The following is a 14,404-nucleotide window of genomic DNA, read 5'->3' as shown; positions in this document are numbered from 1 at the left end:
CCCGGCGCTCTGCCTGGGGCGCTACCGCGAGCCCTCGCCGACCCTGCGACCGAGCAGCTTGGACGCGAGCGTCTCGCCGAGCTCGCTCAGCATGAGCTGCTCGACCACCGACTCGGTCGCGGCGCGCTCCGCGTCGCTCGCGTACTGGAACTCGATGCCCATCCCCGCCGGGGCCGACTCCGTCGCCTCGTCGGGCGTCACGATCCACTTCACCCGCCCGCGCAGGCGGAGCGGCTCGGCCAGGTTGCGGATCGAGAGGGCGAACACGAACTCGGTGCCGATCGCGAGCGGGCGATCTGTCCGGATGAACGTCCCGCCCTTCGAGATGTTGCGGGTGTAATCGGCGAAGAACGTGTTGAGTCGTTTGTACTCTACGCTCAGCTCGATCGCGGCGCGATGGGCTGAGCGGCGGTCAGTCTCCGTCACCACGCCACCCTATCACGGCGCGCGCGCGCCGGAGTAAAGTCGCCCGCGATGGATCTCGGTGGTGCCAGGGCGGCGCTCGCGAACGGGCGTCGGAGGATCGGCGCGCTCAAGGACGAGGCGCTCGGCGCCGGGCGGGCGGTGACGCAGGCGGGGCTCCTCGCCGCGCTGCGTTGGCCGGGGCTCAAGGTCCTCGCGCGCGAGCTCGCGCGGGGCAAGGCGAACCCGTCGCTGCTGTTCCGGTTCCACGCCGAGAACAGCCCGCATCGGATCGCGGTGATCGAGCCGCTGAGCCTCGCGCGCCGCGCGGGCCGCGCGGCGGAGAGCGACGCGGGGGCCCCGGCCGAGGACCGGGTCTACTCGTTCTTCGCGACGAACGAGATCATCGATCGGCTGGGCTACGCGCTCGACCGGCGCGGCGTCGGCCCGGGCGTGACGGCGCTTGTCGCGATCAAGAACCGCCCCGAGCTCGTGATGCTCCAGATCGCGCTCGCCCGCGTCGGCGCGTCCGTGGTGGCGGCCTCGTGGCGCTCGACCCCCGCGGAGCTCTCGTACCTCGCGGGCCACTCCGGGGCGCGCCTGCTCGTGTTCGACGCCGACATCGCCGACGTCATCCGCGAGGCCGCGCCGCTCCTCGAGGGCATCCCGCGCGAGGGCATGATCGCGGTCGGCGAGGGCGCGCCGGGCTTCTCGCGCCTCGACGAGCTCATCGCCGAGCGCGGCGCCGCCCCGGATCGGAGCGAGCGCGCGGCCGTGGTGATGTACACGTCCGGCACGACCGGCAAGCCGAAGGGCGCGGTGCGCGGCTTCGGCGGCGGGATCGTCGCGTCGGCGCTCGGGGCGATCGGCGCGACGCCGATGCGGGTCGGCGACGTGCACCTCGCCGTGTGCCCGCTCTACCACCTCACCGCGATCGGCTTCGTCAACCTGTCGCTCATCCTCGGCGCGACGATCGTGATCCTCCCCGAGTTCCAGCCCGAGCTGTTCCTCGAGGCGATCCAGCGCTACCGCGTGACAACGACGACGATCGTCCCGACGATGCTCCACCGCGTGCTCGAGCTCGGCGAGGCGCGCGTCCGCGCCGTCGACACGTCGTCGCTCACAGCGATCTTCACGGGCGGCGCGCCGCTGCCGCCGGCGCTCGCGGCGGAGGCGACGCGGGTGCTCGGCGACAAGCTCTTCAACTTCTACGGCGCGACCGAGACGGGCATCGTGACGATCGCGGGCCCCGAGGATCTGCGCGCGTCGCCGGGCACCATCGGGCGCCCCGTCGCCGGCAGCGAGCTCCTGCTCGTCGGCGAGGACGGGCAGCCGTGCCGGGACGGCGAGGTGGGCGAGCTCTACGTAAGGAGCCCCCTGCTCGTCTCCGGTTACCACAGAGATCCAGGCGCCACGCGCGCGTCGATGCTGGACGGCTACTTCTCTGTCGGCGACCTCGCGCGCCGCGACGCGCGCGGCTGCTACCACATCGAAGGTCGCAAGCGGGACCTGATCATCTCGGGGGGAGTGAACGTGTACCCCGCCGAGGTGGAGTCGGTCCTCCACGATCACCCGGCGGTCGCCGAGGCCGCCGTGGTGGGCGTCCCCGATCGCGCCTGGGGGGAGCGCGTGCGCGCGTTCGTCGCCCTGCGCCCCGGGGCGGCCGCGAGCGAGGACGACATCAAGGCGCACTGCCGCGCGCAGCTCGCGGGCCCGAAGATCCCGCGCGAGGTCGTCTTCGTCGACGCGCTCCCGCGCAACCCGACGGGCAAGGTGATGAAGCGCGAGCTCGCCGGACCCGGGGCGAAACCCGCGGGGTGAGCGCCGCCGTAGCCGCTGTCCCAGGGGCGCGATCGATGCTATTTCGCTCGTCGTGCGGGATCCGTACGAAGTGCTGGGCGTCGAGCGTTCCTCGACGCAGGATGAAATCAAGGGCGCGTTCCGGCGGCTCGCCGCGCAGCACCACCCCGACAAGAACCCGGGTGATCAGGGGGCGAACGTCCGCTTCAAGGAGCTGAACGCGGCCTACCAGATCCTGAGCGATCCGCAGAAGCGCGCGGCGTTCGATCGGTTCGGCCCCGCCGCCGTCGGCGCCGCCGCCGGCTCGGGCTTCCAGGGCGTGCCCTTCGACATGCAGGACCTGAACCTCGACGCCATCTTCGGCGACCTCCTCGGCGCCCTCGGCATCCGGGTGGGCGACCGCGGGACGCTGCAGAAAGAGGTGCGGATCAGCTTCGAGGAGGCGGCGTTCGGCTGCACGAAGCAGATCACCTACGATCGCGTCGAGCCGTGCGGCGACTGCGTCGGCTCGGGCTCCGCGCCCGGCGCGTCGACCGAGCGCTGCGCGGCGTGCGCGGGCCGCGGCCGCGTCCGGATGCAGCAGGGCATGTTCCCGATCGCGATCGAGCGCCCCTGCGGGCGGTGCCGCGGCACGGGCCGGATCGTGACCGATCCGTGCAAGACGTGCCGCGGCGCGGGCCTCGCCGCGAAGCAGAAGACCATCGAGGTGACCATCCCCGCGGGCGTGGAGAACGGCGCGACGCGGCTGGTCGAGCGCGGCGGCAACGCCGTCCGCGCCGATCGCGGGCCGGGCGACCTCGAGCTCACCATCCGGGTCGCGCCGCACGACTTCTTCCGCCGCGTCGGCGACGACGTCGTGTGCGCCGTGCCGATCTCGTTCGCGCGCGCGGCGCTCGGCGGCGAGCTGGAGATCCCGACGCTCGACGGGAAGGGCCGGCTGCGGATCCCCCCGGGCACGCAGCCCGGCTCGGTGCTCCGCATCAAGGGCAAGGGCATACCGCGCCGCGTCGTCGGCGGGCGCGGCGATCAGCTCGTCGAGGTGAGCGTCGAGGTGCCGACGCAGCTCACAGCGACGCAGAAGGAGCTCATCTCCCAGCTCGCGAAGGATCTCGGCGAGAACGTGCAGCCGCAGCAGGCCAGCTTCATGGACAAGCTGAAGGGGCTGTTTGGTTGACCTGCCGCGCGGCCGCGGGCGATCCTCCAGGTCCCGCTGAACGCCGAGGCACGAGCCCTGCCTCGCGCGCGTGAGCCGAGGTGGCGACGGAGGCATCGGACATGGACAAGCCGAAGTTCATCGACGTCCTGAGCGACTCGACGGGAGAGACGGCGGAGAAGGCCGTGCGCGCCGCGCTGCTCCAGTACCCGGACGCCGGGGTGCAGATCCGCCTGCACACCCGGGTGCGCACGCCGGAGGTCGCGCGGCCCGTGCTCGAGCGCGCGGCCAGGGAGGGCGCGCTTGTCGTGTTCACCGTGGTGAGCCCGGAGCTGCGCGAGTTCGTGCACGGCGCCACGGCCGAGCTGAACATCGAGGCGATCGATCTGATCGGCTCGCTCATCGTCCGGCTCGGCACCTTCCTCGACCGGGAGCCGATCAACCTGCCGAGCGCGATGCTCCCGCTGAGCGAGGAGTACTTCCGGCGCATCGAGGCGGTCGAGTTCGCGGTCAAGAGCGACGACGGCAAGGAGCCGCGGAACTTCAAGAAGGCGGACATCGTCCTCGTCGGCGTCTCCCGCACGTCGAAGACGCCGCTGTCGACGCTGCTCGCGCAGCGCGGCCTCAAGGTCGCGAACTACCCCCTGGTGCTCGGCGTCCCCCCGCCGCCCGAGCTCCAGGAGGCGCCCCAGGACAGGATCGTCGGCCTCACCATCGGGATCGACCAGCTCTGCGCGATCCGGCAGGCGCGCCTGCGCCAGCTCGGGATGCCCGCGGAGACGAACTACGCGATGCGCGAGCACGTCCGGGAGGAGCTGGATTATGCGCGCCGGCTCTTCGACGCGCACCCGGACTGGCCGGTTGTCGACGTCACCGGGCGCGCGATCGAGGAGACGGCGGTGATCATCCTCGAGCACCTCAAGGAGCGCGACGAGCGCGCGAAGGCGGCGCGCTCGTCGCTGATGTGACGCCGCGCGCTGGGCGTCGCGACGCCCAGCGGGGTAGGGGGCGTGTCCAGATGGGCGGCCGGCGTGTCCAGATGGGCGGGGGGCGTGTCCAGATGGGCGGCCGGCGTGTCCAGATGGGCGGCCGGCGTGTCCAGATGGGCGGCCGGCGTGTCCAGATGGGCGGCCGGCGTGTCCAGATGGGCGGCCGGCGTGTCCAGATGGGCGGGGGGCGTGTCCGGACCTTCGTGCGACGGGCGGCGCCTCGACATGCCAAGATCCAGCACGGGTGAATGGTCAGCAAGAGGACACACTTCGGGAGGGCGGGCGAGTACCACGCGATGTCGGAGCTGCTGCTGCGCGGCTGGAACGTCGCGGTGCCTGTGGTCGACGTGGGCGATGACGCGTTCGTGATCGACGACCGCGACAAGACGACACGCCGGGTTCAGGTGAAGACCGCGAAGGCCGAGCCGATCGAGGGCCACACGGAGAGCTCGGGCGCGAGGCGCCTGCGCGCCACGTTCAACCTGTCGCGTCAGCAGCTGCGGACGCCGCAGGCGATAGAGCTCTTCTACATGCTCCTCGTGCGGCTCCCGGCGAGCTGGAGATTCCTGGTCATCCCGCGCCGGGATCTGTTCCAGATGAGGGAAGCTCATGTCGCGACGGCGCGAACCAGCCCAGGGCGGCGCCCGCGCTCCGACGAAGACGCGACAACGGACACGCTCATCTTCGCCGTGGATGTCGAGCTCGAAACGAACGTTGCACACGGCTGGGGGGGCGCCCTCGACCGTTACCTCGACCGATGGCCGGACGAGCTGTGGGTCGTCGAGGGCGGTCCGGGCAGCGTCGGGAGCGGCAGCGCAGCCGAGCCGCCTATGCCGCCGTCAGCGGGAGATCCTTCTCGCTGACCGGGTCGCGGAACACGACGCCGCCGAGCGGTCGCAGGCGATCCTCGCTGAGGCCCGTCAGGAGAATCACGACCTGCGGCGCGATGCTCCCCTGCACCTCTTCGTAGTCAGCCCGGGTCTCGTGCGCGAGGAAGATCCGGTCGCGAGCGCGCACCGCGGATCCGAACGCGGCGCGGAGTCGATCGAGCGACCGCGGCTCGAGCGCGAACGTCGCGCCGTCACGGTTGACGCTGCGGTAGATGACGATCGGCTCGGCCGTGGCTTCGCTCATGGATCGAGTATGCGGCGAGCCTCACGGCGTCGCAACGGACGCGAGCCCACGCTCACCCGCTCGGCGCCGCGCCACGGGCCGCGGAGGCGGCCCTCCTCGGGCGCCCAGGGGAGCGCCGCGAGCCGCGCGCTCCGCGCCCCCGTTGGGGTCAGCTCACGATCTTGAGGGCGCGGCCGACGAGGACCTCGTTGTGGCTGCCGGTCCTGTACCCGCCGAGGTCGAGCGTCACGTAGCGGAAGCCGTGCCGCTTGCCGGCGGCCACGATCTCGGCGCGGATCGACGGCTCGGCGGCGCGCGCGAGCTCGCCGGCGTCGAGCTCGATGCGCGCGAGGTCGTCGTGGTAGCGGACGCGGACCTGGCGGAAGCCGAGGCCGCGCAGCGCTGCCTCGAAGCCGCCGATCTGCGCGAGCCGCTCGCGCGTGACGCTGGTCCCGTAGGGGATGCGGCTGGAGAGGCAGGCGGCGGCCGGCTTGTCCCAGATGGGCAGGCCCACGCGCGCGGCGCCGGCGCGCACGTCGGCCTTGCTGAAGCCGAGCTCGACCAGGGGGCTCAGCACGCCCGCCTCGCGCGCCGCCTCGAGGCCGGGACGGTAGTCGCCGAGGTCGTCGGTGTTGGTGCCGTTCAGGATCGCCGCGAGCTCCCACTCGGACCGCTTGCGCACGGCGATCCGGTAAAGCTCGCTCTTGCAGTGGAAGCAGCGGTCGGGGTTGTTCGCCACATAGCGCGGGTCCTCGATCTCGGACGACTCGACAAGCCGGTGGTCGGCGCCGATCAGACGGGCGATCGCCGTGGCCTCTTCCTTCTCGGCCGGCGCGAGGCTCGGCGAGACAGCGGTCATGCCGACGGCCCTCGGGCCGAGCTCCCGGTGGGCGACCGCGAGGACGAAGGCGCTGTCGACCCCGCCGGAGTAGCAGACGAGGACGGAGCCAAGGTCGCGAAGGCGGTCGCGGAGCCGGGCGAGCTTCTGGTCGATGGGTGAGCCCTCGGGCGACGGCGCGGACATGGCTCCGCTTCCTTTACCACACGCCGCATGGCGCGCCGGTCGGCCCGGCGCCCGCGCCGCCTGCTCCCGCCCGCTTCTGCCCGCTCCCGCCAGGTTACTTGCGGTCCGAGCGCGGGTTCTGACACGCTACAGGGCGAGATGGACTCGAAGAGGAAGCAGGCAGGACGCACCGTCCTGCCGTTCGCGGTCGCGGCGGCGCTCGCGGCCGCCGCGACCGCTGGTCAGGGGTGCGGAGACAACCGGCTGCCGCCGCGGGACCTTCCGCGCGCCGACGAGCAGCGCCCGCTCCCGCGCTGGTACCCGGAGAAGGCCTGGTCGGAGCAGGGCGGCGAGAGCCAGGTCTACATCGAGGGCAAGATCGTCTTCGAAACGAACAAGGCGGTGATCCGGCCGGGCAGCGAGAAGACGCTGCAGACGCTGCTCCAGTTCCTCCAGGAGCACCCCGAGGTCACGCGGCTGCGGATCGAGGGGCACACCGACGCGCAGGCGAGCGAGGAGCACAACGAGGACCTCAGCGCGAAGCGCGCCCTCGCGGTCGCCAACTGGCTGGTCGATGGCAAGGTCGACAACCTCCGGCTGATCGCGGTCGGCTTCGGTGAGTCGCGCCCGCTCGGGCCGAACGAGATCGCGGCGGGGCGCAGCGAGAACCGCCGGGTCGAGTTCCACGTGGCCGAGGTGAACGGGCGCCCCTTCCTGGGGCAGGACCCGTACGCGGGCGGCCGCGCGCTGGAGGTGCTGAGCCTGGAGGAGCGCAAGCTGCGCGCGCAGCAGGCCGCGCAGCCGAAGGCGCCGCCGCTCCGCAGGGGCTTCGTGGCGACGGGCGACGAGATCAGGCCGGTGCAGGTCAAGCCGCGGGGCCAGGCGGCGCCGGAGGGCGAAGCGCCGGCGCCGAGCGCGCCGGCCAAGGACGGCGCGCCCGCGAAGCCGGCGGACGGGGGCTGAGCGCCCTCGGGGGGCGGTCGCCGGCGGGCGGGGCCGAGCGCGCTCAGGGCCCGAGGTGCCGCTCGCGCGGCGACGGCGTGCGGTACCGCTCCAGGAGCGCGAGCGTCGCGTCGAGCGACGCTCCATACGGGAGCACGTTGCCCTTCGGCGTGGCGTACTCGAGGTAGAGGTTGTCGTCGGTGGAGAGGATCGGCCCGCCGTCCTCGGCCGCGTCGGCGATGAACCGGTCGAGGTCCTCGCCAGAGGTCACGAGGTCGCCGAGCAGGTCCGCGAGCCGCGCGCCGGCGAGCGTGGGCTGGAGCGCCGGGCGCGCGTCGAGCTCGGCGAGGCGCGCCTCCGAGGCGACGAGCGGCGCGGCGCTCGCGACAAGGATGCCCTGCGCGCCGCCCACGAACAGCGCCACGTGCGGGAAGGCGCTGCGCATCGTCCGCACCACGGCGGCGAGCTCGCGCCGCCGGATGTGGTGGAGCTGCACCCACTGCTGCAGGACGCCGCCCTCGGTGAGCCGGGACCGGGTGAGCTCGTAGAACTCGCGGCTGTAGAGGCTCGCGGCGCCCGCGAACCAGACGCTGGTGAGCTCGATCGCGATGAGGTCGTAGCGGCGCTGCGCGACGAGCAGCTCGTTCCTGCCGTCGTTGAGCGAGAGGCGCACGCGGGGGTCGTCGAGCGCCTGCAGGCTCGGGCCCGCGAAGAAGCGGCGAGAGGCCTCGACGATGGCGGGCGAGATCTCGGCGACGTCGATGCGCTCGAAGGGGTAGGCGGCGATGGTGCCCGTCGTCGTGCCGGTGCCGAGGCCGATGACGAGCGCGGCGCGCGCGTCGCGGACGAAGAGCGCAGGGAAGTGCGCGAACCGCCGCTGCGCCGTCATCTCGGGGCCGTCGTCGCCCTGGAACTTGCCGTTCGTGTACATGGTCGTGACGCCGGCGCGGTGCGCGACGGTCGTGACGCCGCCGTGCACGTCCTCGCGCACGAAGTCGATGCGCTCGGGGGGCGGGCCCATGGCGAAGTAGACGTTCGCGCCGCTCGTGAGGCGCGCCATGTCCCAGCGGGGCGCGAGCGCGGCGAGGGCGGCCGCGGCGGCGGCGATCGCGAGGGCGCGGGGGAGCTCGGCGCGGGCGCGGGCGGCGGCGAGGACGGCGGTCAGGGCGAAGGCGAGCGCGATCGCGAGCAGGGCGCGCTCCGAGCCGAGCGCGGGCAGGATCAGGTAGCCGGTGACGATGGAGCCGGCGATCGTGCCGAGGGTGTTGGCGGAGGTGAGCCTGCCGACGCGCGCGGCCACGTCGGCGTGCGCGGCGGCGCGCGCGAGGAGGAGGGGGAAGGTGGTGCCCATGCACAGCGTGGGCAGCGCGAGGATCGCGAGCGCGGCGAGCGCGCGGCACGCCTCGCGGCCGGCCCAGCTGTCGACGTGCTTGCCCGCGAAGGCGAAGATCCGCGGGAGCTGGTCCCAGAGCGGGATGGTGGCCGCGAGCGAGAGGGCCGCGGAGACGAGCCCGCGCCAGAGCGCGCCCTCGCCGTGGCGGCGCGCGAGGACATGCGAGCGCGCGGCGCCGGCCGCGAGGCAGACGAGGAAGACGGCGAGCATCAGCCCGAAGGCGTAGGCGCTGTTGCCGATGAGCAGCGCGAGCAGGTGCGTCTGGACGACCTCGGCCGCGAAGACAAGGAAGCCCGAGGCGAACGCGAGCGGGAGCAGGAACGCCGGCTCGCCGCGGTCGGCGGGGGCGCGGAGAGGGGCGTCCGGGGTGCGAGCCTCGGGGGGGAGGGCCCCGGCAGAGCGAGCCGCCGCCGCGGCGCCGGGCGCGGACGCCGGGCCGCGGAGCCCGGCGGCGATCGCGACGGCGCCGAGGACGAGGTTGGCGATCGCCGCGGACCAGAGCGCGCCGCGGACGCCGAGGTGCGGGAGGACGACGTAGGCGCCGGAGAGCGCGCCGGCCGCGCCGCCCGCCGTGTTGATGGCGTAGAGCGAGGAGAGGCGGCGCGCGGCGTCGTGGCCTTCGAGGGGCGCGCCGCCGTCCGGCGCGGCGCCAGCGTCGGCGCGGAGGATGCGCGAGAGCACGGGGAGCGTGGCGCCCATCGCGACCGTGGGGACGACGACCACGAGGGCCGTCAGCGCGGCGCGCGCCGCGGTGAGCAGCGTGAGCGAGTCCGGCGCGGCGCGGGCGACGGCGACGTAGGCCGAGGTCAGGGCCTCGAACAGGAACGGCGAGACGGCGCAGATGGCGCCGACGATCGCCTCGAGCACGCCGTAGACGACGAGCGGGCGGCGGGCGGACGCGGCGTGCCGGCCGCCGAGGTGCGCGCCGAGGGCGAGGCCGCCCATGAAGGAGGCGAGGACCGTGCTCACGGCATAGGCGGTGGCGCCGAAGACGTAGGCGAGCAGCTTGGAGAAGGCGACCTCGTAGAGGAGGCCGGTGGCGCCAGAGACGAAGAACAGGGCGGCCACGAGCGGGAAGCGGGAGCGCACGGGCGCGCACGCTAGTACAGGCGCGGGGCGAGGAGGCATCTTCGCGGCGCGCGAGGGGCGCCGCGCCGCGAGCGCCGGGGCCGTCAGGGCTCCGCGCTCATCTCCGGCGCGATGCCGTCCCACCAGGCGGCGAGATCGATCTCGATCGCGTCGAACGGCGCGGCGCGCACCTTCTCGTCCGCGCCGTGGATGCCGAGCTCCATCCACCTGCCCTCGACGTGGCTCGCGTGCGGGGCGCGCGGGCGAGGGAAGGCGTAGAGCGTGTCGTCGAGGATCTCGCCGCGCCAGGTCGGCGGCAACGCCTCCAGGTCGGCGAGCGTGGCCGGACGGACGAGCCGAGGTGCGAGTTCCATGGGCGCGATCATCGTACCGCAGGAAGGAGGGGGGCGCTCCGCGGACGAGCCTGTCCCTCGCCGCCCGTCACCAGCCCAGCCGCTGCAGCCGCTCCCGCGCCCCCTTCACCCCGAAGATCGTCTCCTCTCCGGGCGGCACCACGGGCGCGAGCAGCACCGCCGCGAGCACCGCGGTCACCAGCAGCGGCGCGCGCGCGTCCTCGCCCGCGACCTGCGGCTCGCGCACCTGCCACGCGCGCCGCGCCCGCCCGAGCAGCGCGTCGAAGCCGCGCCCGCCGATCGCCCGCACCCCCGCCGCGGCCGCCGCCCGGACCAGGGGCGCGCGATCCAGCGGCACCGTCAGCACGAGCACCCGGCTCGGCGCGCCGCCCGCGCGCGCGACGTCGACCTCCACGGCGTCGGCCATCGGCGTGCCCCCCGACGGATACGCCTTCTTCTGCACGAGCGTGAGCTCCGCCCGGAAGAAGACGCGCGCCTGGTGCGCCCACCGGTGCTCATCGATCCGCGCCTCGGGCTCCGGCGACAGCAGCGACCAGCCCTCGCTCGGCGGCTGCAGCTCGATCCGTCCTTCCGCCCACCCATTGCCGTCGAATTCCATATGCGCGCCCGCCGCCACGGTAATCCCGGAGTGACCAGGTCCCGATCGCGCGAAGGCGCGACCGGCGCTCCGTGATCCATGTCATCTAGGATAAAGGTTAGCGCTGCATGCCGAAGTCCGATCAGGGGTCGGAAGAGCAAGGTCGGGCCGCCCTCAGGGCGGCCCTGTTCGTACATCGCCGCGCTCCGCTCTCGCGCCTGCTCGCTCGTCGCGGGCTCGGCCCCTACCGCGGGTACGGCGAGCTGCTCGAGGCGCTCGACCGGCTCGCCGACCGCGGGGCGCAGCTCTCCCTGATCGGGCGCTCGGTCCGCGGTGAGCCGCTGCTCGCCGTCCAGCTCGGCGCCGCCGCGCCGGCCGGCCACCACCAGGCGCGCGCGGACCCGTCGGCGCTGTCCGGCCAGCGCGGGGGGACCTCCCGGGGTGGGGGGAGCTCGCTGAACGGCGCGCCGGGCCCCGGGGCGCACCACGGCGCCGGCGCGACGGCCGACGCGGACGATCCTGCGCTGGGCGATGCCGCGCTCGTGCGGCCGCCCGGGCGCGCCGGCCCGCTCGACCGGCGCGGCCCCGGCGGCGCAGGGCCGCGCGAGCGCGCGCGGACGACGGTGATCCTGTCCGGGATCCACCCGCTCGAGTGGATCGGCGTCGAGACCCACCTCGCGCTGCTCGAGCGCCTCGCGGCCGAGGACCTCGGCGGCCGGTCGATCTTCGCCGTCCCGATCGTGAACCCCGACGGGCTCCTCCGCGTCGAGATGAACCTCCGCGCCGGGCGCCGCCGGTACGTGCGCGGCAACGCCCGCGGCGTCGACCTCAACCGGAACTTCGACGCCGGATGGTACGAGCGCGGCCTCGTGCAGCGCCTCGTCGGGCTCGTGTCGTCGCCCGGGAGCCGCCCCGCGAGCGAGCCCGAGGTCGAGGCCATCGCGCACGCGCTGTCCTCGCGCCGGATCGATCGCGCCCTGTCGCTGCACAGCGCCGGCGGCGCCGTGCTGTACCCGCCGGCGCACAGCCTCTGGCCCGTCGCCGACGCCGCCGAGCACCGCGCGTTCGCCCTGCGCGTCGCGCGCGCCGCGGACCGCAGGCCGTACCGCGCCATGTCGTACGTCCGCTTCGCCTGGGGCATCCGCAAGGCGGGCCTGGAGATCGACTGGCTCCACGATCGCCACGGGGCGCTGTCGCTCCTCGTCGAGTGCTCGCGCGGCGAGCTCGGCCTGCGCCCGTCGCGCCTCGTCGAGCCGTTCGCCTGGTTCAACCCCCGCAAGCCCGACGACGCCGCGCCGCAGCTCGTCGAGGCCGTCCTGCCCTTCGTGAGGGGCGCGCGCGCCTGAGCGCGCCGCTCAGAGCTCGACCGGCTCGCCGGCGGGGATCTTCTGCGCGCCGAGGAAGAGGCCGACGGCGGCGAAGGCCGCCGCCATCAGGCCGTACGCCGTGAGCGCCCGGTGCTGGATCAGCCAGCCGGCGCCGATGGGGCCCACGATCTGCGAGATGCTCGCCAGCGACTGGCTCACGCCGAGCGCCGCGCCCTGCTCGTCGCGGCCGACGCTCTTCGTGAGCAGCGTGGTGATGCTCGGCCGCACGACCGCGGAGCCGAACGCCCCGACAGCGACGAGCAGCAGCAGCACGGGCAGCCCGTACGCCGCGCCGAGCAGGCCGTAGCCAATCACCATCGTGGCGAAGCCGACAACCGCGAGCCGCTGCTCGCCGTACCGCCTCGCCAGCCGGCCGAGCAGGCCGCCCTGGATGCTCCCGCCGATGAGGCCCGAGAAGGCGAAGATGTAGCCCGTCTCCTTGACGCCGAACGCGAAGCGCCGCTCGAGGAACAGCGCGAGGCCGCCGATCAGCGTCGAGAACGAGAGGGAGAAGGCGAAGAACTCGAGCAGCCGGCGCCGCGCGAGCGGCCGCTCGAAGAAGCGGCGGAAGGCGTCCCCGCGGCCGACGCGGACGTCGGACGCCGATCGGGCGGCTCCGGCCTCCGCCGCCCCGGGCGCGGCCGCCGGCGCGATCGGCTTCGCGGGCAGCAGCGTGGCGGTCAGGGCGATCGACGTCAGCGACAGCGCGGCAGCGCCGAGGGCCGGGGCCCCGTAGCCGAACCGGCTCGCGAGCTCCCCCGTGATCGCGGGGCCGAGCAGGAACCCCGAGCCGAAGGCGATGCCGATCAGGCCGAACGCCCGCGTGCGCTCCTCCGGCCGGGTCACGTCGCTGATGTACGCCTGCGCGATCGTCAGGTTCCCGGCCGTGAGGCCGTCGATGATCCTCCCCACGAAGAGCATCCAGAGCGAGCTCGCCGAGCCGAGCACCAGGAACCCGATGAACGTGCCGGTCTGGCTCGCGAGCAGCGTCGGCTTGCGGCCCACCTGGTCGGAGATCCGCCCGAGGATCGGCCCGGAGACGAGCTGGCAGACCGCGTAGCTCGCCGCGAGCACGCCGACCACGAGCTCGCTGGCGCCGAAGTGCTCGGCGTAGAACGGCAGCAGCGGCAGGACGAGCGTCAGCCCGAGGACGTCGACGAAGACGGTCAGGAAAATCGGCAGGAGCGGCGAGCGGCGCATGGTGGCTCTCGATGGCGATGGACTGCGGGGGAGGACCGCGGGCGGTCCGCGGCGGCGATTGTCGGGGCGGCGGACGGGCGTCCGGACGGCGGTGTCCTCATGACCCATCTGCGCGGCGGCGTGTACCCTCCAGCGCTCCCCGGGAGCCCGCCCGGCCTCGCGGGCCGGCCCAGGGCCCCTCGCAGCGGCTCAGCGCGACCCTTGCCCTGCTTGCCCTGGTTGCCCTGCCTGCTCTGCCTGCTCTGATTGCCCCGCCGCGCGCCCCTCGGGCGCGCGGAGCGCGAGCGTCATCTGGATCTCGTCCAGGATGGCGCCCTCGACCCGGAACGCGTCGTCGCGGGTGCCGGCGGGGACGAAGCCCATGCGTGTGTAGAGCCGCACGGCGCGCTCGTTGTTGGAGAAGACGCCGAGGTCGAGGTAGGCGAGGCCCGCCCTGTCGCGGGCCCAGGCGATCGCGGTCTCGAGCAGGCGCCGGCCGTGGCCCTGCCCCGTGTGGGGGTGGAGGATGCCCATCGCGACGACGGCGCGGTGGCTCTCCGACCGCACGCGGCCGCCGCGCAGCTCGATGTGCCCGATGACGCGCGGCCGCGGCTCGCTGGACAGGAGCAGCCAGGCCCGCCCCCAGAGCGGCTCGTCGAGCGGCTTGCTCCAGCGCTCGCGCGCGCTCTGCTCGACCTCGTCGGGGGCCAGCGACGTCGCGACGGCGAAATGAGGCGCGCCGTGCCGCCCGGACTCGGCCACGTGCTCGATGAGGTAGGCCATGAAGGCGCGCGCGTCCGAGCGCTGCGCTGGAACGATGGCGGGGAGGGCGGGGGAGGGGGCCATTCCGTGGCGCGCGCCGCGCCGCGGGCAGCGTAGTGCCGCGGCAGCGCGCGTGCGACCGGGAAAGGCGGGGCGGCGCAGGCGGCGCTCGAGCCGGCGGCCCGACGGCCTGCGCGGAGCGCCTCGCGCGCGGGGCAGGCAGTCGCCCGCGCGCGCGAGGCTCGCCGAAGCTGGAGGGGGAAACGAGGAGAGGAGGTCGGG

14 protein-coding genes are annotated in these 14,404 nt (G+C 74.2%); 6 read left to right on the top strand and 8 right to left on the bottom strand.

Features of this window, described 5'->3' with window-relative positions; translation table 11 throughout:
- Positions 1-21: 21 nt before the first annotated feature.
- Complete coding sequence (locus tag WMF42_RS30175; RefSeq protein ID WP_061612996.1) at positions 22-426, bottom strand: PilZ domain-containing protein; 405 nt, start codon at positions 424-426, stop codon at positions 22-24.
- A gap of 48 nt (positions 427-474) precedes the next feature.
- Between WMF42_RS30175 and WMF42_RS30170 the strand changes: the two genes are divergently transcribed.
- The 4 genes from WMF42_RS30170 to WMF42_RS30155 all read left to right on the top strand — a co-directional run bounded on the left by WMF42_RS30170 (position 475) and on the right by WMF42_RS30155 (position 5,207).
- A complete protein-coding gene (locus WMF42_RS30170) occupies positions 475-2,223 on the top strand; it encodes a class I adenylate-forming enzyme family protein (protein ID WP_437686282.1) in 1,749 nt (582 codons plus the stop codon).
- Positions 2,224-2,275: 52 nt separating this feature from the next.
- Positions 2,276-3,376, top strand: a complete 1,101-nt coding sequence (gene dnaJ, locus WMF42_RS30165) for a molecular chaperone DnaJ (protein ID WP_061612988.1) — start codon at positions 2,276-2,278, stop codon at positions 3,374-3,376.
- Positions 3,377-3,477: 101 nt separating this feature from the next.
- Positions 3,478-4,323: a pyruvate, water dikinase regulatory protein gene (locus WMF42_RS30160; RefSeq protein ID WP_061612997.1), complete on the top strand. Its 846-nt coding sequence runs from the start codon at positions 3,478-3,480 to the stop codon at positions 4,321-4,323.
- A gap of 269 nt (positions 4,324-4,592) precedes the next feature.
- On the top strand, positions 4,593-5,207 hold the full coding sequence (locus tag WMF42_RS30155; protein ID WP_437686281.1) for a hypothetical protein: 615 nt from the start codon (positions 4,593-4,595) through the stop codon (positions 5,205-5,207).
- Here the strand turns inward: WMF42_RS30155 and WMF42_RS30150 are convergent.
- Positions 5,173-5,478 (bottom strand): hypothetical protein, encoded by a 306-nt coding sequence (locus WMF42_RS30150; RefSeq protein ID WP_061612991.1) that lies wholly within the window; start codon positions 5,476-5,478, stop codon positions 5,173-5,175. The genes WMF42_RS30155 and WMF42_RS30150 overlap by 35 nt on opposite strands.
- A 148-nt stretch (positions 5,479-5,626) precedes the next feature.
- Positions 5,627-6,481 carry an ATP-dependent sacrificial sulfur transferase LarE gene (gene larE, locus WMF42_RS30145; protein WP_061612992.1) on the bottom strand — a complete coding sequence of 285 codons (855 nt, stop codon included), beginning with the start codon at positions 6,479-6,481 and terminating at the stop codon, positions 5,627-5,629.
- Positions 6,482-6,619: 138 nt separating this feature from the next.
- Between larE and WMF42_RS30140 the strand changes: the two genes are divergently transcribed.
- On the top strand, positions 6,620-7,423 hold the full coding sequence (locus tag WMF42_RS30140; RefSeq protein ID WP_434042020.1) for an OmpA family protein: 804 nt from the start codon (positions 6,620-6,622) through the stop codon (positions 7,421-7,423).
- 43 nt (positions 7,424-7,466) lie between these two features.
- Here the strand turns inward: WMF42_RS30140 and WMF42_RS30135 are convergent, their stop codons facing one another.
- The 3 genes from WMF42_RS30135 to WMF42_RS30125 all read right to left on the bottom strand — a co-directional run bounded on the left by WMF42_RS30135 (position 7,467) and on the right by WMF42_RS30125 (position 10,835).
- The gene (locus WMF42_RS30135) at positions 7,467-9,884 is read right to left on the bottom strand and encodes a fused MFS/spermidine synthase (RefSeq protein ID WP_233562646.1); all 2,418 of its coding nucleotides are present in this window, start codon (positions 9,882-9,884) and stop codon (positions 7,467-7,469) included.
- An 83-nt stretch (positions 9,885-9,967) separates the two neighbouring features.
- Positions 9,968-10,237, bottom strand: coding sequence for a hypothetical protein (locus WMF42_RS30130; RefSeq protein ID WP_437686280.1), 270 nt, complete (start codon positions 10,235-10,237; stop codon positions 9,968-9,970).
- Between the two features lie 67 nt (positions 10,238-10,304).
- Positions 10,305-10,835 (bottom strand): hypothetical protein, encoded by a 531-nt coding sequence (locus tag WMF42_RS30125; RefSeq protein WP_437686279.1) that lies wholly within the window; start codon positions 10,833-10,835, stop codon positions 10,305-10,307.
- A gap of 107 nt (positions 10,836-10,942) precedes the next feature.
- Between WMF42_RS30125 and WMF42_RS30120 the strand changes: the two genes are divergently transcribed.
- Positions 10,943-12,160 (top strand): M14 family metallopeptidase, encoded by a 1,218-nt coding sequence (locus tag WMF42_RS30120; RefSeq protein ID WP_437686278.1) that lies wholly within the window; start codon positions 10,943-10,945, stop codon positions 12,158-12,160.
- A gap of 9 nt (positions 12,161-12,169) precedes the next feature.
- Here WMF42_RS30120 and WMF42_RS30115 read toward each other — a convergent pair whose 3' ends face one another.
- Positions 12,170-13,381 (bottom strand): MFS transporter, encoded by a 1,212-nt coding sequence (locus WMF42_RS30115; protein WP_061608634.1) that lies wholly within the window; start codon positions 13,379-13,381, stop codon positions 12,170-12,172.
- Positions 13,382-13,570: 189 nt separating this feature from the next.
- Complete coding sequence (locus WMF42_RS30110) at positions 13,571-14,206, bottom strand: N-acetyltransferase family protein (protein WP_437686277.1); 636 nt, start codon at positions 14,204-14,206, stop codon at positions 13,571-13,573.
- Positions 14,207-14,404 lie beyond the last annotated feature (198 nt).

The organism is Sorangium sp. So ce176 (assembly GCF_051519835.1).
Classification (GTDB): Bacteria; Myxococcota_A; Polyangia; order Polyangiales; family Polyangiaceae; genus Sorangium; species Sorangium cellulosum_G.
The sequence above is the reverse complement of the archived record's forward strand: the minus strand, read 5'-3'. Positions and strand labels throughout refer to the sequence as shown.